Source organism: Micromonospora sp. NPDC047812 (genome assembly GCF_040704175.1).
Classification (GTDB): Bacteria; Actinomycetota; Actinomycetes; order Mycobacteriales; family Micromonosporaceae; genus Micromonospora.
In genome coordinates this window covers 1,038,800-1,058,602 of record NZ_JBEYRY010000001.1, presented here as the reverse complement: position 1 = coordinate 1,058,602, position 19,803 = coordinate 1,038,800, and the positions used below count along the sequence as shown (strand labels likewise).

General features: G+C 73.7%; 16 protein-coding genes and 2 tRNA genes. 12 read left to right on the top strand and 6 right to left on the bottom strand.

Translation table 11 applies throughout. The annotated features are described in order from the left end of the window. Nucleotides 1-64: 64 nt before the first annotated feature. Both AB0883_RS04820 and AB0883_RS04815 read right to left on the bottom strand, forming a co-directional pair. Complete coding sequence (locus tag AB0883_RS04820; protein ID WP_366640295.1) at nucleotides 65-1,117, bottom strand: TOMM precursor leader peptide-binding protein; 1,053 nt, start codon at nucleotides 1,115-1,117, stop codon at nucleotides 65-67. Nucleotides 1,118-1,337: 220 nt separating this feature from the next. Beyond that, a complete protein-coding gene (locus AB0883_RS04815) occupies nucleotides 1,338-1,505 on the bottom strand; it encodes a DUF5679 domain-containing protein (RefSeq protein ID WP_012014940.1) in 168 nt (55 codons plus the stop codon). 549 nt (nucleotides 1,506-2,054) lie between these two features. On the opposite strand from AB0883_RS04815, the gene AB0883_RS04810 reads away from it, so the two are divergent. Both AB0883_RS04810 and AB0883_RS04805 read left to right on the top strand, forming a co-directional pair. Beyond that, a complete protein-coding gene (locus tag AB0883_RS04810) occupies nucleotides 2,055-2,585 on the top strand; it encodes a M48 family metallopeptidase (RefSeq protein ID WP_366639477.1) in 531 nt (176 codons plus the stop codon). Between the two features lie 255 nt (nucleotides 2,586-2,840). Further along, the gene (locus AB0883_RS04805; protein ID WP_366639475.1) at nucleotides 2,841-3,455 is read left to right on the top strand and encodes a hypothetical protein; all 615 of its coding nucleotides are present in this window, start codon (nucleotides 2,841-2,843) and stop codon (nucleotides 3,453-3,455) included. A gap of 93 nt (nucleotides 3,456-3,548) precedes the next feature. On the opposite strand, the gene AB0883_RS04800 is transcribed toward AB0883_RS04805, so the two are convergent. Then, complete coding sequence (locus AB0883_RS04800) at nucleotides 3,549-4,784, bottom strand: zinc-dependent metalloprotease (protein ID WP_366639473.1); 1,236 nt, start codon at nucleotides 4,782-4,784, stop codon at nucleotides 3,549-3,551. Between the two features lie 182 nt (nucleotides 4,785-4,966). Here AB0883_RS04800 and AB0883_RS04795 point away from each other — a divergent pair, with 182 nt between their 5' ends. The 7 genes from AB0883_RS04795 to AB0883_RS04765 all read left to right on the top strand — a co-directional run bounded on the left by AB0883_RS04795 (nucleotide 4,967) and on the right by AB0883_RS04765 (nucleotide 12,851). Further along, nucleotides 4,967-5,980, top strand: coding sequence for a PDZ domain-containing protein (locus AB0883_RS04795; RefSeq protein ID WP_366639471.1), 1,014 nt, complete (start codon nucleotides 4,967-4,969; stop codon nucleotides 5,978-5,980). Nucleotides 5,981-6,158: 178 nt separating this feature from the next. Further along, nucleotides 6,159-9,185, top strand: coding sequence for a UPF0182 family protein (locus AB0883_RS04790; protein WP_366639470.1), 3,027 nt, complete (start codon nucleotides 6,159-6,161; stop codon nucleotides 9,183-9,185). Between the two features lie 167 nt (nucleotides 9,186-9,352). After that, on the top strand, nucleotides 9,353-9,862 hold the full coding sequence (locus tag AB0883_RS04785; protein ID WP_366639468.1) for a sigma-70 family RNA polymerase sigma factor: 510 nt from the start codon (nucleotides 9,353-9,355) through the stop codon (nucleotides 9,860-9,862). Then, nucleotides 9,852-10,787, top strand: coding sequence for a hypothetical protein (locus AB0883_RS04780; protein WP_366639467.1), 936 nt, complete (start codon nucleotides 9,852-9,854; stop codon nucleotides 10,785-10,787). Before AB0883_RS04785 ends, AB0883_RS04780 begins: the two co-directional genes overlap by 11 nt. Nucleotides 10,788-10,911: 124 nt before the next feature. Further along, nucleotides 10,912-10,988: transfer RNA gene (locus AB0883_RS04775), tRNA-Met, on the top strand. Between the two features lie 1,056 nt (nucleotides 10,989-12,044). Further along, a tRNA-Met gene (locus AB0883_RS04770) sits at nucleotides 12,045-12,121 on the top strand. Between the two features lie 481 nt (nucleotides 12,122-12,602). Beyond that, nucleotides 12,603-12,851, top strand: coding sequence for a hypothetical protein (locus AB0883_RS04765; RefSeq protein ID WP_366639465.1), 249 nt, complete (start codon nucleotides 12,603-12,605; stop codon nucleotides 12,849-12,851). A 187-nt stretch (nucleotides 12,852-13,038) separates the two neighbouring features. Here the strand turns inward: AB0883_RS04765 and AB0883_RS04760 are convergent, their stop codons facing one another. After that, nucleotides 13,039-14,370 (bottom strand): extracellular solute-binding protein, encoded by a 1,332-nt coding sequence (locus AB0883_RS04760; RefSeq protein ID WP_366639464.1) that lies wholly within the window; start codon nucleotides 14,368-14,370, stop codon nucleotides 13,039-13,041. A gap of 165 nt (nucleotides 14,371-14,535) precedes the next feature. On the opposite strand from AB0883_RS04760, the gene AB0883_RS04755 reads away from it, so the two are divergent. Further along, nucleotides 14,536-15,369: a phosphoribosylaminoimidazolesuccinocarboxamide synthase gene (locus AB0883_RS04755; RefSeq protein ID WP_366639462.1), complete on the top strand. Its 834-nt coding sequence runs from the start codon at nucleotides 14,536-14,538 to the stop codon at nucleotides 15,367-15,369. Nucleotides 15,370-15,479: 110 nt separating this feature from the next. Here the strand turns inward: AB0883_RS04755 and glpK are convergent, their stop codons facing one another. After that, entirely contained in the window at nucleotides 15,480-16,964 is a 1,485-nt protein-coding gene (gene glpK / locus AB0883_RS04750; protein WP_366639460.1) for a glycerol kinase GlpK, read from the bottom strand. A gap of 93 nt (nucleotides 16,965-17,057) precedes the next feature. Here glpK and AB0883_RS04745 point away from each other — a divergent pair, with 93 nt between their 5' ends. After that, complete coding sequence (locus tag AB0883_RS04745; RefSeq protein ID WP_366639458.1) at nucleotides 17,058-17,996, top strand: ribose-phosphate pyrophosphokinase; 939 nt, start codon at nucleotides 17,058-17,060, stop codon at nucleotides 17,994-17,996. Between the two features lie 42 nt (nucleotides 17,997-18,038). Here AB0883_RS04745 and AB0883_RS04740 read toward each other — a convergent pair whose 3' ends face one another. Further along, nucleotides 18,039-18,506, bottom strand: a complete 468-nt coding sequence (locus AB0883_RS04740) for an ATP-binding protein (protein ID WP_366639456.1) — start codon at nucleotides 18,504-18,506, stop codon at nucleotides 18,039-18,041. Between the two features lie 120 nt (nucleotides 18,507-18,626). On the opposite strand from AB0883_RS04740, the gene AB0883_RS04735 reads away from it, so the two are divergent. Next, the gene (locus AB0883_RS04735) at nucleotides 18,627-19,754 is read left to right on the top strand and encodes a DUF5931 domain-containing protein (RefSeq protein ID WP_366639454.1); all 1,128 of its coding nucleotides are present in this window, start codon (nucleotides 18,627-18,629) and stop codon (nucleotides 19,752-19,754) included. Nucleotides 19,755-19,803 lie beyond the last annotated feature (49 nt).

Here is a 19,803-nt window from a genome sequence, read left to right as displayed (position 1 = left end):
CGACTCCGGGGGCCCACGGCTGCTCTGCCGCCGGGCTGGGTGCCCGTCCCCGCCTTCGGTGGCGTCACCGGTGTCGTCGCGAACATCCGCAGGAGGGGTGCGGCGGCCACGTCCGGCGACGGAACCGCCCCGCCCCGGTGATCTCCACCGCGCAGCCCAGGGTCTCCGGGGTGCCCCCGTCGAGCTGGGCCAGCGCCTCGGCCGCCGCGTACGCCCCGGCCGCCAGCAGGGTCGCGGTGGCGCACGCCTGCTCGCCGGCGCCCGTGGCGAGCTGGGCGGCCAGCGCCGGCCAGTCCGGGTCCCGGTCCGCCCGGTGCAGGTCGAGGCAGTTCAGGCAGGGGCCGGTGGGCGGGCGGACGAGCGGGCCGACCACGGGCACGCCCTCCCGGAGGCCGAGCAGCAGGTGCGGCTGGCGGCGCTGGGCGTGACCGGCGGCGAGCAGGGCGGCCGGCCGGTCCGTGCCGAGCTGGACGACCAGGTCGACCCGGCCCCGCCGGAGAGGGCCCGTGCCCGTGCCGGGGGCGGCCCGCTCGACGGCGTCGCGTACCGCCCGGGCGAGCGGACGGCCGAGCGCGGCGGCCGGGATGCCCGTGCCGACCAGGTCCGCCGGCCGCACCGGGCCGGCCAGGTCCGGGTGCACGTGCCCCACCCCGGCCTGGGCCAGCGCCAGGGCGACCGGGGCGCCGAGGTGGCCGGCGCCGCTGACCACCACCCGGGCGGCCAGCCGCCGGCGCAGCACCTGGGCGGGCGTGCCGGGCAGCCGCGCCGCGGCCAGGGCGAGCGCCCCCGCCTCGGCGGTGAGCCGGGCCCGGGGCGGGCCGGCCAGGTCCTTCGGCAGCAGGGTGTGCGCGGGTACGACCAGGCCCGCGGCCCGCAGGGCGTCGAGCAGGGCGCGGGCCTCGTCGGGGGCGACCTCGGCGGCGACGGCGTGCGCGAGGACCAGCCGTTCGCTACGGGTGCCGTCGAGCAGGTCGAGCAGGCGGGCGGCCCGGGGGTCGGCGATCTCCAGCAGCACGGCGCGGCCCGGGTCGACGCCGAGTTGGAGGGTGTGGCGGTCCCGCCAGAGTCTGGTGAGGCCCGGCAGCAGGGTGGGGCGGGGCAGCGTGGCACGGCGCATGACACCGATCGTGACCGTGTCCGTGCTCACTGTCGATCGTTGTCCACAGGTGCGCGGTGCCCTGTCCAGGGCTGTCCACAGGAAATTCGGGGATATCCACAACTCGCCGGTAACCATGTCGGCGAGCCGACAGTGCGCGAGCGGGTACGACGGGCGGATCGGGTGTGGTGATGCCGGAGGGGGCGGCCGACGGCCGCCCCCTCCGGCGCATCCGTACGGGTCAGACCTTCGCCTTGCCCAGGATGCGGTTCACTGTTGTGCCGCAGACCGGACACTTGCCCTTGGCCATGTTCATCCCGGTCTTCGAGACCTCGACGCGGCCCTCGAAATCCCGCTTCTCCTTGCACTTGACGCAGTAACCGTTGTAGGTCTGGGCCTGGTCGGCCACGGTGCCCTCCTCGTCTCGTCCGCCGGCCGATGCCGTCCCGGCGGGGGTTCCCGGCGGCGGGCCACTCGGGCACCGGCGCTGGGGTCGTTCTCCCGCGGCCACGCTCGTGACCGCTGGTCCGCGGACCCTACCCAGGTCTGGGCGGTTCCATGTCAGCTGTGCTTCGTCACTGTGAGCAAGTCGACGTCGAGAGTGTGCATGGCGAATTACGTCGGATAAGTCAGTTTGGCGGGGACACGCCGACCGAATCCGGTCAGATGCCCCGTGCGGGGCACCCCGAGCTGCGCCCGCCACGGAGATCACCTAACGTGGACGGGGCGCCCGCCGCACCCGACGGAGGCCACTGGTGCCACGCCCTCCGCACCCGCGGACGGCCGCCACGAAGGGTGACGGCGGCGAATCGCCGTGGCCCGGCAAAGATTTTTTGGGACTCCTGCCGACCAATCACCATTTTCCGGGCGAGTGTCGGGGTGTTGACCCTTGCGGACCCCTGGTCAGTACGCATTAGCTTTCCTTCGTGACAGGAATCCGAGGCTGCGCGGCCCGCTGATGGCAGGGGTGCGGAAGCCGGTCGTCGAGGTGCGGCGCAGCCAGCGTCGGCGACGCACGGTGTCCGCGTACCGCGACGGTGAACGGGTCGTCGTCCTCATCCCGGACCAGTTCTCCCGGGCCGAGGAGAGCGAGTGGGTCGACCGGATGCTCGCCCGGCTCGCCGCCCGGGAGGGGCGCCTCGCCCGGTCCGACGCCGAGCTGCTCGCCCGGGCCACCCGCCTGATCAAGCTCTACCTCGCCGAACACGGCACGCAGGCCGTACCGACGAGCGTCCGCTGGGTCACCAACCAGAACGGCCGGTGGGGGTCCTGCACCCCCGACGACGGCACGATCCGCATCTCGCACCGCGTCCGGGACATGCCCGACTGGGTCATCGACTACGTGCTGATGCACGAGCTCGCGCACCTCATCGTGCCCAGCCACAACGCCCGGTTCTGGTCCCTCGTCGCGCGCTACCCGAAGTCCGAGCGGGCGCGCGGCTACCTGGAGGGCGTCGCGGCGGCCTCCGGCACCCCGCTGACGGACTGACCCTCGGCACCGCCGCCGGGCACCCGCCGTCCCGATCCGCGCCAACGCCTCCTGCCCGCGCTACTGACGCTGCCGGCGCTGCCTGGCCTTCTGTCACGCTGCCGGTGCTTCCGCCGGCGCTGCCGGGGCCGACGAGGCCGGCAAGATCTTGGTAGGAAACGGCCCGTCCAGGGGCCCGCTCCTGCCAAGATCTCGACGCCGATTTCCCCGCGCCCGTCGCTCGTGGCTCGTGGCGCGCCCGGTTAGGGTCGTGGGGTGGCCCGACGTGTGGTGGTGGCGTTGCTCGGACCGGTGACCTGGGCGCCGCCCGGTACCGACCCGGTGGACTGGCGGGCCGCGCTCGCCGAGGACGTGGTCGATCTGCTCGCCACGCTCAACGAGGTGGAGACGGCCGTCGCCGTCACCCCGGCGGACCGGGGGCTGGCCGACGCGGTGGTCTGGCCGGACACGGCCGTGTACGAGGTCCCCGAGGCGACCCCGAACGCCGTCTTCGCCGCCCTCGCCGACACCGGCTACGACCAGGTGGCCGTGATCGCCGGCGACGCGCCGGACGTGCCGGGCCTGACCATCGGCAAGCTGCTGCGCCCGCTCACCACCCGGCCGGTCGCGGTCGCCCCGGTCGAGGGCGGTGGACCGGGGCTGCTCGGCGTGGCCACGCGGCTGCCCGTACCGGCGTGGCTGCCGGCGCTGGACCTGGACACCGCGCGGCCCGCGGCCGTGCGCGCGGCGGCGCCGCGACCCGGCGACCTGGCGGTGACCCCGGCCTGGCGACGCCTGCGTGGGCCGGACGACCTGGCCTTCCTCGACCCGGCGGTGGAGGGCTGGGAGACCACCCGCGCCCTGCTCTCCGGCACCGCACAGCCCCGCTGAGCTGCTGCGGACGGGCACCCGGTCACGACCCCGTCGATCGCCGGCAGGGGCCGTCCGACCCGGGCGGGTCGGGCGGCATTCGCCGTCGGCAGGTCAGGGGCGGTTGTCGCCGCCCTCGGGCTCGTCGTCCGGGCGCCGCTGCTCCGGCTCGCCCGGGGCCTTCTCCTCCGGGCCGCCCGGCGCGCTGAAGTCGAAGCTCTCCAGCTCGCCGAGGTCCCACTCGGACATCGCGAAGGCGACCGGGTCGGCGAAGTCGTCGTCGGAGGGGAGCAGGTCGGGGTGGCCCCACAGGGCGTCCCGACCGGAGATGCCCCGGTGCTCGGTCAGCGCCGCCCAGAGGGCCGCCGCCTCGCGCAGCCGGCGCGGACGCAGCTCCAGGCCGACCAGCGCCGCGAAGGTCTGCTCGGCCGGGCCACCGGCGGCCCTGCGGCGGCGGAACGCCTCGCCCAGGCTCACCACGTTGGGCAGCCGGCCGCTCGCCGCGCTGTCGACCACGTGGCACACCCAGCCCTCGACCAGGGCCAGGGCGGTCTCCAGCCGGGCCAGCGACGCCTTCTGCGCCGGGCTGTCTTCCGGCGTGAAGATGCCCTCCAGCGCGATCGCCTGCATCGACTCCGGGTCGGTCGGGTCGACCCGGCCCATCGCCTCCTCGATCGCCTCCCGGTTGACCCGGATGCCGGCGGCGTACATCTCCACGGCGTTGAGCACGTGCCCGCGCAGCCACGGCACGTGCTGGAAGAGCCGCTGGTGGGCGGCCTCACGCAGGGCGACGTAGAGGCGCACCTCGTCCTCGGGCAGCTCCAGGCCCTCGCCGTACGCCCGGATGTTGGCCGGGATCAGCGCGGCCGTGCCGGCCGGCCCCAGCGGCAGCCCGATGTCGCCGGCGGAGAGCACCTCCGCGGCGAGCGAGCCGAGCGCCTGGCCGAGCTGACCGCCGAAGAGCGCGCCACCGAGGGTGGCGACCATCGACTGCATCGGGCCGAGCTGGGCGCGCGCCTCCGGCGGCACCAGGTCGCCCATCGCGCCGACCATCCGGCTGGCGACCGGGTCGCAGAGCTTGCGCCAGACGTCGAGCGTCTTGTAGATCCACTCGTTGCGGTTCCAGGCCAGCGAGGTCTGGATGCCCGAGGGCAGGGCGGAGGCCGGCTCCAGCCACAGGTCGGCGAGCCGCAACGCCTCCTCCACCGCGTTGCGCTCGAAGGGCGACACCGCCGGGTCGCCGGCGGCGGCGAGTTGGCTGGCGGCCACCTGCCGGGCCAGGTCCCAGTTGACCGGCCCGCTGCCCGACGCGGAGAGCAGGTGCTGCAACTGCGACATGAACTGCTGCATCTGCGCGGGATCGTTGGGGTCTGGTGGTTGCCCACCCGGGAGCGCGAAACCGAACGGAATATCAGGCACGACGTCTACGGTACGCGCGCCGCGCCCCAGGTAGCTGCCGCTGGCGTTGCGCTGAGGGCGAAGTCGCGATTCACCCGCCGGAGGCCCCGATCCCGGTCGGTACGCTCTGCCGCATGAGACGTCGCGGCGTGACCGTCCTGCTCGGTGCTCTGCTCACCGCTCTGCTCAGCATCGGCGTGCTCGGCGCGCCCATCCCGTACGTGGTGCTCGGCCCGGGGCCGACCGTCAACACGCTCGGCAAGGAGAACGGCAAGGAGGTCATCCAGGTCACCGGCCGGGAGACGTCCACCTCCGCCGGCCAGCTCCGGCTGACCACGGTCGGGGTGCAGCCCTCGGTCAAGCTGCGCTCGGCGATCCAGGGCTGGTTCTCCGACGACGAGGCGGTGGTGCCGCGCGAGCTGGTGTACCCGCCCGGGGAGACCCGCAAGGAGGTCGAGGAGCGCAACGCGGAGGACTTCAAGGTCTCGCAGACCAGCGCGGAGACCGCGGCGCTGCGCGAGCTGGGGTACCCGGTGCAGGTGGTGGTCAAGACCGTCGCCGCCGACGGCCCGGCGGCCGGCGTACTCAAGCCCGGCGACGTGCTGACCTCGGTGGACGGGGAGCCGGTCCCGTTGGCCGCGCGCCTCACGGAGCTGATCAGGGCGAAGCCGGCCGGGACCGCGCTGGAGATCGGCTACACCCGCGACGGCGCCGCCGCGACGGCGAAGGTCAGCAGCCGGGAGCAGGACGGGCGGCCCCGCATCGGCGTCGAGATCGAGCAGCAGCAGCCGCACCCGTTCACCCTGAGCATCGACCTGGAGGACATCGGCGGGCCGAGCGCCGGCCTGATGTTCGCCCTCGGCATCGTGGACAAGCTGACCCCGGAGGACCTGACCGGCGGCAAGGTCATCGCCGGCACCGGCACGATCGACGACTCCGGCCGGGTCGGCCCGATCGGCGGCATCGCCCAGAAGCTGGTGGGCGCGAAGGAGGCCGGCGCGGTGGCGTTCCTGGTGCCGGCGGCGAACTGCGCCGAGGCCGTACGCAACCCGCAGCCCGGGCTGCCGCTGCTGAAGGTCGGCTCGCTGGACGAGGCACTGACCACGCTGGAGACGCTGCGCGCCGGGGGTCAGCCGACCCGCTGCTGACCATGGGCGCGGGCGTTCCCGGCGTACGTGGCGGGCCCGCACCGGCCGCCCGCCCATCGACGCTTCCGCCGCGCGGCGCGACGCCGTGTGACCTTGGACCGACACGTTCAGGAACACCCCGTACTCTGGGTGCCTGGTCGGAGCCGATCACATCGAGCGTGCGGAGCCAACAGTGGTCATGAAGAGCAGCAGCCCCCTGCCGAGGATGAGCCGACGCGGGCGCGTCACGATCGGTGTCCTGGTCGGGGTGTTCGTGCTCTTCACCCTGCTCGGCTGGGGTGTCCAGGCGTGGACGGACTGGCTGTGGTTCGACGAGGTCCGCTACACCGGGGTCTTCACCGGGGTGCTGACGACCCGGCTGATGCTCTTCTTCGTCGTCGGCCTGGGCATGGCGCTGATCGTCGGCGGCAACCTCTGGCTGGCCCAGCGGCTGCGCCCGCGGATGCGCCCGCACTCGCCCGAGCAGGCCACCCTGGAGCGCTACCGGATGCTGCTGGGCCCCCGGCTCGGCCTGTGGATCGCGCTGGTCGCCGCGGTGGTCGGCCTCTTCGCCGGGCTGTCGGCGCAGAGCCGGTGGAACCAGTGGCTGCTCTTCCGCAACGGCGGGGACTTCGGCGTGAAGGACCCCGAGTTCGGCATCGACGTCGGCTTCTACGTCTTCCAGTTGCCGTTCCTGCGCTACCTGCTCGGAGTGGGCTTCACCGCGGTGGTGCTCTCCGTGATCGGTGCGCTCGCCGTGCACTACGTCTTCGGTGGCGTCCGGCTCCAGGGCGTCGGCGACCGGATGACCAATGCCGCCCGGGCCCATCTGAGCACGCTCGTCGCGGTCTTCGTCCTGCTGAAGGCGCTCGCGTACGTGTTGGACCGGCGCGCGATGCTGCTGGAGTACGGCGACGGGCCCGTCTACGGCGCCGGCTACGCCGACGTCAACGCGCTGCTGCCGGCCAAGGAGATCCTCGCCTACATCTCCATCGTCGTGGCGATCGCGATCATCGTCTTCTCCAACGCCTGGATGCGGAACCTGGTCTGGCCGGGCATCTCGCTCGCCCTGCTGGGCGTCTCCGCCGTCGCCATCGGCGGCATCTACCCCTGGGCGGTGCAGACCTTCGAGGTCAAGCCCAGCGCGAAGGAGAAGGAGGCGCCGTACATCGAGCGGAGCATCAAGGCCACCCGCTCGGCGTTCGGCCTGGAGGCGGCCACCACCACGCCGTACGCGGCGAGCAACCTGACCCCGCCGGCGACCCTCGCCACGGACACCTCCGTGGTGCCGAACATCCGGCTGCTCGACCCGCAACTGGTCTCCGAGACGTACACCCAGCGCCAGCAGGTCCGGCAGTTCTACGACTTCGGCGAGAAGCTGGACGTCGACCGGTACGGGGTCAACGGCAAGGTGCAGGACTACGTGGTGGGCCTCCGCGAGGTCAACTACCGGCAGTTGACCCCCCAGCAGAACACCTGGATCAACCGGCACACCGTCTACACCCACGGCTACGGGCTCGTGGCGGCGCCCGGCAACCGGGTGGTCTGCGGCGGCCAGCCCTTCTTCGTCTCCGGCTTCCTCGGCGACCCGCAGGAGCAGCAGAAGGAGCAGGGGCAGCAGACGACCGAGCAGTGCGCCTCGCAGACCGAGCAGATCGCGGCGAAGCAGCCCCGCGTCTACTACGGCGAGCGGATGGACGCCAGCGACTACGCGATCGTCGGCCAGACCGACCCGGCGCGGAAGGCGGAGTTCGACCGCCCGGTCGGCGAGGGCGGCGAGTCCTACACCTACACCGGTGAGGGCGGCGTCGAGATCGGCTCGTTCACCCGGCGGCTGCTCTACGCGATCAAGGAGCAGGAGTCGAACTTCCTGCTCTCCGACGCGGTCAACGACAACTCGAAGCTGCTCTACGTGCGTAACCCCCGCGACCGGGTGGAGAAGGTCGCCCCGTTCCTCACCCTCGACGGCGACCCGTACCCGGCGGTGGTGGACGGCCGGATCCAGTGGATCATCGACGGCTACACCACGGCGGCGACCTACCCGTACGCCGAGCGCGTCAACCTCCAGGAGCAGACGGCCGACGAGCTGACCGGGCGGGGCACCTTCCAGCTCGCCCGCGAGAACGTCAACTACATCCGCAACTCCGTGAAGGCCACCGTCGACGCGTACGACGGCACGGTCCGGCTCTACGAGTTCGACGAGACCGACCCGGTGCTCAAGGCGTGGAACAAGGCGTTCGGCGGTGACCTGGTGGTGCCGAAGTCGGAGATCCCGGCCGAGCTGGCCGAGCACTTCCGCTACCCGGCCGACCTGTTCAAGGTGCAGCGCAACCTGCTGACCCGGTTCCACGTGACCGACCCGGGCGCCTTCTACTCGGAGACGGACTTCTGGCAGGTGCCGAACGTGCCGGACGCCCCCGACACCGGCCAGAAGCAGCCGCCCTACTACCTCTACACGCAGTTCCCCGGCCAGGATTCGGCGCGCTTCCAGCTCACCTCGGCGGTCACCCCGAACGGCCGGGAGAACCTCGCCGCGCTGATCTCCGGTTCGTACGTGGACGGGCAGCCGAGGCTGGAGGTGCTCGACCTGCCCGACCAGACGCGGGTCTCCGGCCCGGTGCAGGTGCACCAGTCGATGACCAACAACGCGAACATCCGGCAGCAGCTCAACCTGCTCCAGTCCCAGCAGGCCCAGGTGCAGTACGGCAACCTGCTCTCCCTGCCGTTCGGCGACGGCATGCTCTACATCGAGCCGGTCTACGTGAAGACCGCCGCGCAGAACGCGCCGCCGCTGTTGCAGCGGGTGCTGATGTCCTACGGCGACGGCGGTTCCTACGTGGTGCTGGCCAACAACGTGGCCGACGGCATCAAGCAGCTCGTCGAGCAGGGCAAGCAGGCCGCCGCCCCGGGCGCCCCGCCGCCCGCCGGTGGTGCCCCGCCGCCGGCCGGGGGCACGCCGCCGGGTGGGACCGCACCTCCGCTGACCGGCGAGCTGGCCGAGGCGGCGAACCGCCTCCAGACCGCCATCGCGGAGGTCCGGGCCGCGCAGACCTCGGGCGACTTCGAGCGGTACGGACGCGCGCTGAAGGCACTCGACGAGGCGCTCACCGCCTTCCAGCAGGCCCAGCGGGCCGCCACCGGTGCCAGCGCCTCCCCGACGCCCGGCGCCAGCGCCCCGGTCTCCCCGGCACCGGGCGGCAGCGCCACACCCACCCCGGGCGGCTGACCCGCACCACCACCCTCGCGGCGCCCCCGGCCGACGGACCGATCCGGTCCCGACGCCGGGGGCGCTGTCGCGTTCGCGACCACCGGCCGGGCACCCGCAACCCGCCGCCCCCTGGCGCCGTCTCTCCTGCAAGATGCGGGATCGACCGGGGAGCGTGGGTCGGAGACATGAGAGACGCGACGAGCTTCGACGAGTTCTACCGGAGCACCTCCCGGCGGATGCTCCGCTACGGCTACGCCGTGGCCGGTGACCACACCGAGGCACAGGACCTGGTGCAGGAGGCGTACGCCCGGGCCTGGCGGCAGTGGGCCGGACTGGCCGCCCACCCGGCGCCGGAGGCGTGGCTGCGGCTGGTGGTCGCCCGGCTGGCCACTGACCGGTGGCGCCGGTTGCAGGGTTGGCGCGTGGCGCTGAGCCGCAGCGGGCCGCCCGAGCCGGTGCCGCCGCCGAACGAGGACGCCGTGCTGCTGGCGGGCGCGCTGCGCCGGCTGCCGGCCGCCCAGCGGCAGGCGCTCGCCCTGCACTACCTCCTCGACATGTCGGTGCAGGACATCGCCCGGGAGGCGCGGGTGCCCGCAGGAACCGTCAAGTCGTGGTTGTCGCGGGGGCGGGCGCGGCTGGCCACGCTGCTGCCCGGCCTGCCCGCCGAGGAGTTGGAGGCGAACGATGTCGCGTGAACTGTCCGATCTCTACCGGTCGCTCGCCGCGGACGCCGACGGCCGCACCCTGGCCGTCCCCGAGGAGCTGCGGAGGCGCGCCGACCGGCGGGCGCGGCTCCGGATCACCGGCGCCGCGCTCGGGACGGCCCTGCTGGTCGGCGGGCTGGCAACCGGCACCGGGCTGGTGCTCGCCGAGGAGCGCGACCCCCTGCCGCCGCCCGCCGCCGCCCCGCCGCCGGCGACCGTACCGGCCTCACCGACCGTGTCCGCGCCGCCGACCGCCACCCCCGCGCCGAGCGCTTCGCCGAGCGCTACGCGTACGCCGGCGGCCACGCCGGGACGCACCGGGGCCGCGCCGCCCCGAACGCCCGGCAACGTCCCGGACCGGGCGTTCTTCGTCCAGGCGGCCGCGAACCGGACGGGCCTGGAACCGGTCTTCCGGGACACCGACGCGCTGCCGGCGCTCTGCGACGCCCGCTACCGCAGCGACGCCGGGATCGTGCACCGCCGCACCCGCAACCTGGCCTACAAGCTGCCGCAGACCCCGCAGGGGTACGTCCCGGACGGCAGCTACGCGCACACCGTCACCCTCTACCGGCCGGGCCGGGCCGACGACTTCCTCCGGGAGTTGCGGGCGGCGGTGCGGGACTGCCCCGCGCAACCCGGGGTGGGCGGCGGCAACGCGTCGACCTCCCGACTGCGGCTGCTGACCGACGACGGGTTCGGCGACGGGTCGGTGCTGTTCGAGACCCGCACGCCGGCCCGGGACGTCGACGGCAACCCCACGGGCGGCGACGAGGTCCGGCTGGTCCGGGCGATCCGGGTCGGTGACGTGGTGACCGTGCTCTGGGAACAGGGCTGGGAGGGCACCTCCTCGACGCGGTCGCAGGTCGACGCCGACAGCCGGCGGGCGGTGGACGCGATCGAGGACTGGCTGCGCTGAGGCGTACGCCACCCGGGCCGGCCGGATCCCGAACCCGTCCGGCCGGCGGGACGCGGGCCCGGGTGGCCGTCCCCTGGGGCGTTTTGCGGCGACGGGGGTCGGTGGGATACGGTGTACGAACCGACGCGGGGTGGAGCAGCTCGGTAGCTCGCTGGGCTCATAACCCAGAGGTCGCAGGTTCAAATCCTGTCCCCGCTACCACGTCGGAACGGCCCCGGACTCCAATCCGGGGCCGTTCCGCATTCCCGGGCCATCCGCTGCCCGACGATCCTCTGGCTGGTTCCTGGTTCCTGGTTCCTGTTTCCTGGTTCCTGGTTCCTGTTTCCTGGTTCCTGGTTTCTGCTTTCTGGTCCTGATTTCTTTGACTGGTTTCCGGCTTCTGGTTTCCGGCTCCCGGCTTCTGGTTTTCTGGTTCCGGCTCCCGGCGCTGGATCCCGGTTCCTGGCCGCCTGCTGCCCGCCGCTGGATTGTGCGTCCGCCGTCCGGCGCTGGGTTGGCCGTCCGCCGTCGGGCTGTGCGTCCGCCGTCCGGCGCTGGGTTGTGCGTCCGCCGTCCGCCGTTCGGCGCGCTGGGTTGTGCGTCCGCCGTCCGCCGTTCGGCGCGCTGGGCTGTGTGCCCGTCGTCCGCCGTCTGGCGCTGAGCTGTGTGTCCGCCGTGCGCCGCTGTGGTCGGACCGCCCCGGGCGTCCCGGTGGATCGTGCGCCGCTGGGTTGTGCGTCCGCAGCTCGCCGCGCGTTCCGTCGCCGTGGTGGCCGTTCGGCGCGCCGACCTCCTCCAGCACGATCTCCGACCGACCCGGGTTGACCGGTCGCGGTTCTCGCCGCCGGTGCCGCCCCCGCTCGCTGGGCCGGACGGATCACGTGACACCGGTCACTCGGCCCGATCACTGGCGCGGGTGGACGTCCCCGGCACCCCGCATCCACCGCCACAACCACGAGCGCCGGTCCAGCGAACGGTGATCAGGACGCCATGGACCCTAAAAAGCCTGGATAAGGTCCATGGCGTCCTGATCACCGTCGTTCGCATGAGGGAGAAGGCCGGGAGCTCGCGTCCAAAGGAGGTGGCTCGGAGGCGGACCGAGCTGTTTTGTTGCGGCCACCGCGGTCGGATGCGGCGGGAGCCGGGCTGGGGCGTCGGGGGCGGGGTGCCTCGCGCCGGCATTCGGTGCCGGTTTGCGCTGGTCAGGGCGGGATCCACCGCGGGATCGGGGGTCCGCTGATCATCCTGGCGCCGAGTGCGCTAGAGTTAACGAGCCGACGCGGGGTGGAGCAGCTCGGTAGCTCGCTGGGCTCATAACCCAGAGGTCGCAGGTTCAAATCCTGTCCCCGCTACCACGTCGGAGAGGCCCCGGAGATTGTCTCCGGGGCCTCTCCGCATCTCGACCTCCGGCGTCGACGCGTCGCACCGGTCGACGCGCCCCCGTTGACGTGCGCCTCGGGCGCGGACCGGTCGGTGGAACGGCGCCTGGGCGGGCCGGCCGGCGGGAACGCCTGGCCCGGGACATCCAGCACTCCGTGCCCAGCTGCTCGCGGCGCCGGGCGCGGACCGGCCGGCGAAACGGCGCCGGCGGGAGTGGCTGGTCCGGGACATCCACGACTTCGTGCCCCAGGTGCTTGCGGCGCTGGGCGCGGATTGACCGGCGGAACGATGCCGGGCGCGGACCGAACAAGCGGAACGATGCCGGGCGTGGGCCGGCCGGCGAACGGCTCCTGGGCCTGGGCTGGCCGGAGGGAACGCTCCGGGCGTGCCTGGGCGCAACGCGGATTCCCCGCCGACCGACGTGCCGAGGTTGCGGTTGTCGGCGAAGATGTGGGCATGTCTGTTTTCGGTAAGTGGTGGGGCCGGTTGACCGCCGTCCTCGGTGCGGTCGTGCTGTCGGTGTTCGTGCCCGTCGCGGCCTGGGCGTCCACCGGCACGGGTGAGCTCGTGGTGGAGGCGGCACGGCGGCGACGCGGTGGCGGCTTCGGCTTCATCGGCCTGCTCTGCTGCCTGGTCGTGGTCGCCGGCGTCGTCTTCCTCCTGCTGCGCATGATGCGCAACCGCCGGGGCGGCCCGCCGCGCTGACGCGGCCCGCCAGCGCGACGGGTGGCCCCGCCGCGCTGACGCGGTCCGCCGCGCTGAGGTCAGGCGCCAGCGTGACGGGTGGCCCCGCCGCGCTGAGGTGGGGTGCCTGCGTGACGGTGTCCCGCCTCGGCCGAGGCGGAGCATCCGAGCCGGCATTCCTGTCGGGGCAGCCTCGCGGTGACCGGCCCTAGCCAGCCAGCGCCGCATTCGCCTGGGCCATGAAGCGGGCCGTCGCTGCTCGGGGGCCGGTTTCGCCGCCGCGGATGTCCTCGGCGGCCTCCAGCAGTAGCGCCCGCACCCGGGGGTGGCCCTGCGGCGGTGGGCTGGGCGCGGGCCCCAGCCGGGCGGCCAGTGCGGTGCCGAGGGCTGCCGCGCGCCGCTGCGCCGGATCGGTGATGCTGTCCTCGACGTAGCTGCGTACGGCGAGGCTGGGGCTGAGCCCGCGCTCGTGACCGAGCACGCTCCCCGCCTCGCCGTTGCCGGTCAGGAAGTTGATCACGTCCGCGACCAGGGCGGGGTGCCGGGTGCCCCGGAAGGCCGCCCAGTACATCGACGCCCGGTGCCACTGCGCTTCCGGGGGACCCGGCATGGCGGCTAGGCCGAGTTCGGCGTCGGTGAGGCGTTGGAGTTCCGGCAACTGGTGCGACCAGGCGAACGAGGCGGCCGTGGCGCCGGTGACCACGAGCTGCCGGGTCGGCTCGCCGCCGTCGGCCTGCTCCACCAGGGCGGCGCTCGGGGTCGCCCGGCCGGACCGGGCCCGCCGCCACAGCTCGAACCACTCGATCAACGCGTCGGCGTCGAAGCCGAGCTGTCGACCGCGGTAGAACTCACCGCCCTGGCCCCGCAGCCAGAGCCAGAACGCCCGGGAGTCGCCGGACGGGTCCATCGTGCCGGCCACCCGGCCCTCGCTCACCCGGGTGACCCGCCGCGCCCAGGCGACGTACTCCGCCCAGGACATTCCCGTGCTCGGCTCGGGCAGCCGCAGCCGGCGCAGCAGCGTGCGGTCGTAGACCACGGCGGCGGCGGTCTGTGCCGCGGCGACGCCGACCGTACGGCCGTCGACCTGGCCGTACCGGACCAGGCCCGGGGGCAGGGTGCGCAGGTCGAGGCGGTGGTCGGCGACGTACCCGCTGAGGTCCAGGACGATCTCGCGGTGGGCGTACTCGGTGAGCATGCTGTCGTCGAGCTGGATCAGGTCGGGCACGTTGCCGCCCGCGGCCTGGGTGGCCAGCCGGTCGTAGTAGCCGCCGGCGCCCTGCCAGGTGACCCGGAAACCGACGCGGGGATTGCGGTCGGTGTAGAGCCGCAGCGCCCGTTCGGTGAGTTCGGCCCGCTTCGCCCCGCCGTACCAGAACACCGACAGCTCGACCGGCCCGGTCTCCACCGGGGCCGCCCGGCCCTCGGTGCACCCGGTGAGCCCGCCGGTCGCGAGCACCGGCGCACCCAGCATCGCGGCGAGCACCCGACGCCGGCCCGGGTCCGCTCCGGCGCGGGACAGCGGGGATCGGGCGACGGGCACGAAGAACTCCTGGCGGACCGTGGGGTGGGCGGCCGGATCATTCACGCAGGCGCGCGGATGGGTGTCAACGTACGTCCGGCCACACCAGCACACCCCAGGCGTACGCATCGATGCCCGCAGCCACCGGCGGAGGCCCTACGCGGCCCGCGTGGTGTACTAGGGCGCGTGGAACTTCTGCACTCGGGCAAGGTCAGGGACGTCTACGCCGACGGCGAGGACCTGATCCTGGTCGCCTCCGACCGCATCTCGATCTACGACGTGGTGCTGCCGACGCCGATCCCCGACAAGGGCAAGCTGCTCACCGCGCTCTCGCTGTGGTGGTTCGAGCAACTGGCCGACCTGGTGCCGAACCACGTCATCTCCGCCACCGACGTGCCGGCGGAGTTCGCCGGTCGGGCGATCCGCTGCCGGCGGCTGGAGATGGTCGCGGTGGAATGCGTCGCCCGGGGCTACCTGACCGGCGGCGGCCTGAAGGAGTACCAGCGCACCGGCGCGGTCTCCGGCGTCGAGCTGCCGCGCGGGCTGGTCGAGGCGTCCATCCTGCCCGAGCCGATCTTCACCCCGTCGACGAAGGCGCCGGTGGGGGAGCACGACGAGCCGATCACCTTCGCCGAGGTGGTGGACAAGGTCGGCGCCGAGACCGCCGAGCGGCTGCGCCGGATCACGCTCGACGTCTACCGCCGGGGCGCCGAGCTGGCCGCCGACCGGGGCATCCTGATCGCCGACACCAAGATCGAGCTGGGCTGGGCGCCGGACGGCACGCTGACCGTCGGCGACGAGCTGCTCACCTCCGACTCGTCGCGGTTCTGGCCGGCCGAGTCGTACCAGCCGGGGCGGGCGCAGTTCTCCTACGACAAGCAGTACGTCCGGGACTGGGCGGTGGAGAGCGGCTGGGACAAGCAGGCCCCGGCGCCCGAGGTGCCGGCCGAGGTGGTCGAGGCGACCCGGGCCCGCTACGTCGACGTCTACGAGAAGCTCACCGGCAACCGCTGGGACTGACCCCGAGGCCGCCACGCCCGGGGGCGCGACGACGTTGGCGCCCGACCGACCGACCGACCGACCGCCCGCGCGCTCGACCGCCCGGCCAGGCGGTCAGGGCGGCGCGGCGGTCAGTCCACCCAGTCGAGGGTGCGCTGGACGGCCTTGCGCCAGTTGCGCAGCTCCCGCTCCCGGTGCGCCGGCTCCATCGTCGACTCCCACTGCGCGTCGGAGCGCCAGTGGGCGCGCAGCGTCGCCAGGTCCGGCCAGAAGCCGACCGCCAGGCCGGCCGCGTACGCCGCGCCGAGGCAGGTGGTCTCGGTGATCCGGGACCGGACCACCGGCACGTCGAGCACGTCGGCGAGGAACTGCATCAGCAGCCCGTTGGCGGTCATCCCGCCGTCGACCCGTAGCCGGCGCAGCGCCACGTCGGAGTCGGCGTTCATCGCGTCGACCACCTCGCGGGTCTGCCAGGCGGACGCCTCCAGCGTCGCCCGGGCCAGGTGCCCCTTGGTGATGTAGCCGGTCAGCCCGGCGATCACCCCGCGCGCGTCGCTGCGCCAGTGCGGGGCGAACAGCCCGGAGAAGGCCGGCACGACGTAGCAGCCGCCGTTGTCGTCGACGGTGCGGGCCAGCTCCTCCACCTCGGGCGCGCTGGAGATCAGCCCGAGGTTGTCGCGCAGCCACTGCACCAGTGAGCCGGTGACCGCGATCGCCCCCTCCAGCGCGTACGCGGCGGGCTGGCCGTGGATGCGGTAGGCGACCGTGGTGAGCAGGCCGTGGGTGGAGGGGACCGGGCTGGCGCCGGTGTTGAGCAGCAGGAAGCTGCCGGTGCCGTAGGTGCACTTGGCCTCGCCCGGCTGGAAGCAGGTCTGCCCGAACAGGGCGGCCTGCTGGTCGCCGAGCGCGCTGGCCACCGGCACCCCGGCCAGGACGCCGGTGGCCTCCCCGTAGACCTCGGCGGAGCTGCGGATCTCCGGCAGCATCGCGGCCGGCACGCCCATCGCGTCGAGCAGCTCCGGGTCCCAGTCGAGGGTGGTCAGGTCCATCAGCAGGGTGCGGCTGGCGTTGGTGACGTCGGTGACGTGCCGGCCGGTCAGCTTCCAGATCAGCCAGCTGTCCATCGTGCCGAAGAGCACCTCGCCGGCCTCGGCGCGCCCGCGCAGCCCGTCGACGTGCTCCAGCAGCCACCGCAGCTTCGGCCCGGCGAAGTACGTGGCCAGCGGCAGCCCGGTGCGGGAGCGGAACCGCTCCTCGCCGTACGCCTGATCCAGCTCGCGCAGCAGCGGCGCGGTGCGGGTGTCCTGCCAGACGACGGCGTTGGCCACCGGTCGGCCGGTGGCCCGGTCCCAGACGAGCGTGGTCTCCCGCTGGTTGGTGATGCCCACGGCGGCGAGCCCGGCGGCGTCGGTGCCGGCGGCGTGCAGCGCCTCCCGGACCACCCGCTGGACGTTGTCCCAGATCTCCTCGGCGTCGTGCTCCACCCAGCCCGGCCGGGGGAAGATCTGCCGGTGCTCCCGCTGGGCCACGGAGACGATCTCCCCGGCCCGGTCGAAGACGATGCACCGCGAGGAGGTGGTGCCCTGGTCGATGGCGGCGACGTACTGGGGGGTCACGGCAGCACCGTACCCGGCCCGGCCGCTCTTCGCCGGCCTGCGGCGGGCCCCGGCGGGGAACGGGTCCCGTTCCCGTCCGTACGATGTGCGGACGTGCGTGACATCGCCGTCTTCAGTGGTACCGCCCACCCCGAACTCGCCGCCGAGATCTGTGCCCACCTCGATGTGCCGCTGCACCCGGTGCGGGTCTCCCGGTTCGCCAACGACTGCCTGGAAGTGCAGTTGCAGGCCAACTGCCGGGAGCGGGACGTCTTCCTGATCCAGCCGTTGGTGCCGCCCGTGCAGGAGAACCTGGTCGAGCTGTTGCTCATGATCGACGCGGCCCGGGGCGCCTCGGCCGGCCGGATCACCGTGGTCCTGCCGCACTACGCGTACGCCCGGTCCGACAAGAAGGACGCGCCGCGCATCTCGATCGGCGGGCGGCTCGTCGCCGACCTGCTCACCTCGGCGGGCGCGGACCGGGTGCTGGCGATGACCCTGCACTCGCCCCAGGTGCACGGTTTCTTCAGCGTGCCGGTCGACCACCTGCACGCGCTGCGCGAGCTGGCCGACCACTTCACCCGCTACGACCTGAGCAACACGGTGGTGGTCTCGCCGGACCTCGGCAACGCCAAGGAGGCGGCGGCGTTCGCCCGGCGGCTCGGCACCCGGGTGGCCGCCGGGGCGAAGCAGCGGTTCAGCGACGACCGGGTCAAGATCAGCGCGGTGATCGGCGACGTGGCCGACCGGGACGTGATCGTGCTGGACGACGAGATCGCCAAGGGCAGCACGGTGATCGAGCTGATGGAGCACCTGCGCGAGCTGAAGGTCCGCTCGATCCGGCTGGCCTGCACGCACGGCCTCTTCTCCAGCGGCGCGTTGCGGCGGCTGAGCGAGCAGGAGGGCGTGCTGGAGATCGTCTGCACCAACACGGTGCCGATCCCCGCCGACAAGCGGGTGCCGAAGCTGGAGATCCTGTCCGTGGCGCCGGCCCTGGCCGAGGCGATGCGCCGGATCCACAACGGCGAATCGGTCAGCGCCCTCTTCGCCTGACCGGCCCCGGGCGGCAGGCCCTCGCGTGAGTCCGCGCGGGGGTCAGCCGCAGCGGTGGCGGCCGGTGTGCTGGGGGGCCACGGTGGCGGCGCTGATGCGGACGGTCGTGCCGCGCGCGCCGGTCTCCACGTCCATGCTGTCGCTGAGTTCCCGGGCCAGCCAGAGGCCCCACCCGCCGGCGGTGTCGGCGGCGGGGCGGCTCCGGTCGCCCAGCCGCTGCGTGCTGATTCCCTGCCCGTGGTCGGAGACCTCGCAGAACAGTTGGCCCGACTGCCGCCACAGCCGCAGCCAGCCCCGGCCGCCGCCGTGCCGGACCGCGTTGGTGATCAACTCGTTGACCGCGAGCACGAAGTCGTCCAGGCGCTGCCCGCTCAGCCCTGCCGCGTGCGCGCAGGAGGTGACCGAGTGGCGAAGCTCGGTCACCTGGGCCTGGTCGAAGGCCTCAGCGATGAGGAGGGAAGGTTCGATGGGCACAACCGTACGCTGTGCCCCGGGTTCCGCATTCGTCATGGCCCCGTCCCGACAGCGGATCGTGGATGTTTCGCGGCTTTTCCACCGTACGTCAGGGTTTCTTCGAACGCATCCGGCGGCCCACGGGACCGTCCCGACGGTTGTGGCATCGTGACGGGCGTGTCGACGCCGCCCGGTGGTTTCGAGGTCCCGCTCTGGCGGGCCATCGCCGTGTTCCGGGTGGCCTCCCTGGCGTACGTCTGCGTGCTGGCGCTCCGGGACGCCGACCGGTACGCCCACCCGCTCGCGGCCGGGGGCCTGGTCCTGCTGATGGCGGCCTGGACCGGCGTGACCGCCGTCGGCTACGCCGACCCGGCCCGACGGGGCTGGCCGCTGCTCCTGGCGGACCTGGGGGTCGTCCTCGGCATCATGCTGGCCACCCCGTGGGTGATCGGGCGGACGGCGCTCGCCGCCGGCGTGCCCAGCCTCGCGGTGGCCTGGCTGGCCGGACCGGTGCTGGCCTGGGCGGTCTCCGGCGGCCGGCGCCGGGGCACGGTCGCCGCGCTGGTGCTCGGCGCGGCGGACCTCGCCACCCGCGAACGGATCGGCCAGTCGTCGCTCACCGGGGCGATCCTGCTGCTGCTCGCCGGCGTGGTGGTCGGGCACGTCGCCCGGCTGGCGGTGACCGCCGAGGAACGGCTGCACCGGGCGGTGGAGCTGGAGGCCGCCACCCGGGAGCGGGAGCGGCTGGCCCGGGACATCCACGACTCCGTGCTCCAGGTGCTCGCGCTGGTGCAGCGGCGCGGCGCCCACCTGGACGGCGAGGCCGGGGAACTGGCCCGGCTCGCCGGTGAGCAGGAGGCCGCGCTGCGCGCCCTGATCGGCGGCGCCGCGCCGGCCGGCCCCACCGCGCACGGCGGGTCCGTGGACCTGCGTGGGCTGCTCGGCCGGTACGCCTCGGCGACGGTCTCGCTGTCCGCGCCGGCCACCCCGGTGCCCCTGCCCGGGCGGGTCGCCCACGAGCTGGCCGCCGCGACCGCCGCCGCCCTCGACAACGTGGCCCGGCACACCGACGGGCGGGCCTGGGTGCTCGTCGAGGACGAGGGGGTGACGGTGACCGTGTCGATCCGCGACGAGGGGCCGGGGTTTCCGGACGGCCGGCTGGAGGAGGCCGCCGCCGAGGGCCGGCTCGGCGTCGCCCGGTCGATCCGGGGCCGCCTCGCCGAACTCGGCGGTACGGTGCGGATCACCTCGGCGCCGGGCGTCGGCACCGAGCTGGAACTGACCGTTTCGCGGGAGGGCCCGTGAGCGCGAGGAGTGAGCCGGGTCTGCGAGCCCCGCGGTCGCGAACGAAGGA

Bases quoted from the DNA above. Each gene is read 5' to 3' on its own strand.
- AB0883_RS04820 (WP_366640295.1), bottom strand. From the start codon at position 1,117: ATGCGCCGTGCCACGCTGCCCCGCCCCACCCTGCTGCCGGGCCTCACC.
- AB0883_RS04810 (WP_366639477.1), top strand. From the start codon at position 2,055: ATGGCAGGGGTGCGGAAGCCGGTCGTCGAGGTGCGGCGCAGCCAGCGT.
- AB0883_RS04800 (WP_366639473.1), bottom strand. From the start codon at position 4,784: ATGCAGCAGTTCATGTCGCAGTTGCAGCACCTGCTCTCCGCGTCGGGC.
- AB0883_RS04795 (WP_366639471.1), top strand. From the start codon at position 4,967: ATGAGACGTCGCGGCGTGACCGTCCTGCTCGGTGCTCTGCTCACCGCT.
- AB0883_RS04790 (WP_366639470.1), top strand. From the start codon at position 6,159: ATGAAGAGCAGCAGCCCCCTGCCGAGGATGAGCCGACGCGGGCGCGTC.
- AB0883_RS04785 (WP_366639468.1), top strand. From the start codon at position 9,353: ATGAGAGACGCGACGAGCTTCGACGAGTTCTACCGGAGCACCTCCCGG.
- AB0883_RS04780 (WP_366639467.1), top strand. From the start codon at position 9,852: ATGTCGCGTGAACTGTCCGATCTCTACCGGTCGCTCGCCGCGGACGCC.
- AB0883_RS04765 (WP_366639465.1), top strand. From the start codon at position 12,603: ATGTCTGTTTTCGGTAAGTGGTGGGGCCGGTTGACCGCCGTCCTCGGT.
- AB0883_RS04740 (WP_366639456.1), bottom strand. From the start codon at position 18,506: ATGACGAATGCGGAACCCGGGGCACAGCGTACGGTTGTGCCCATCGAA.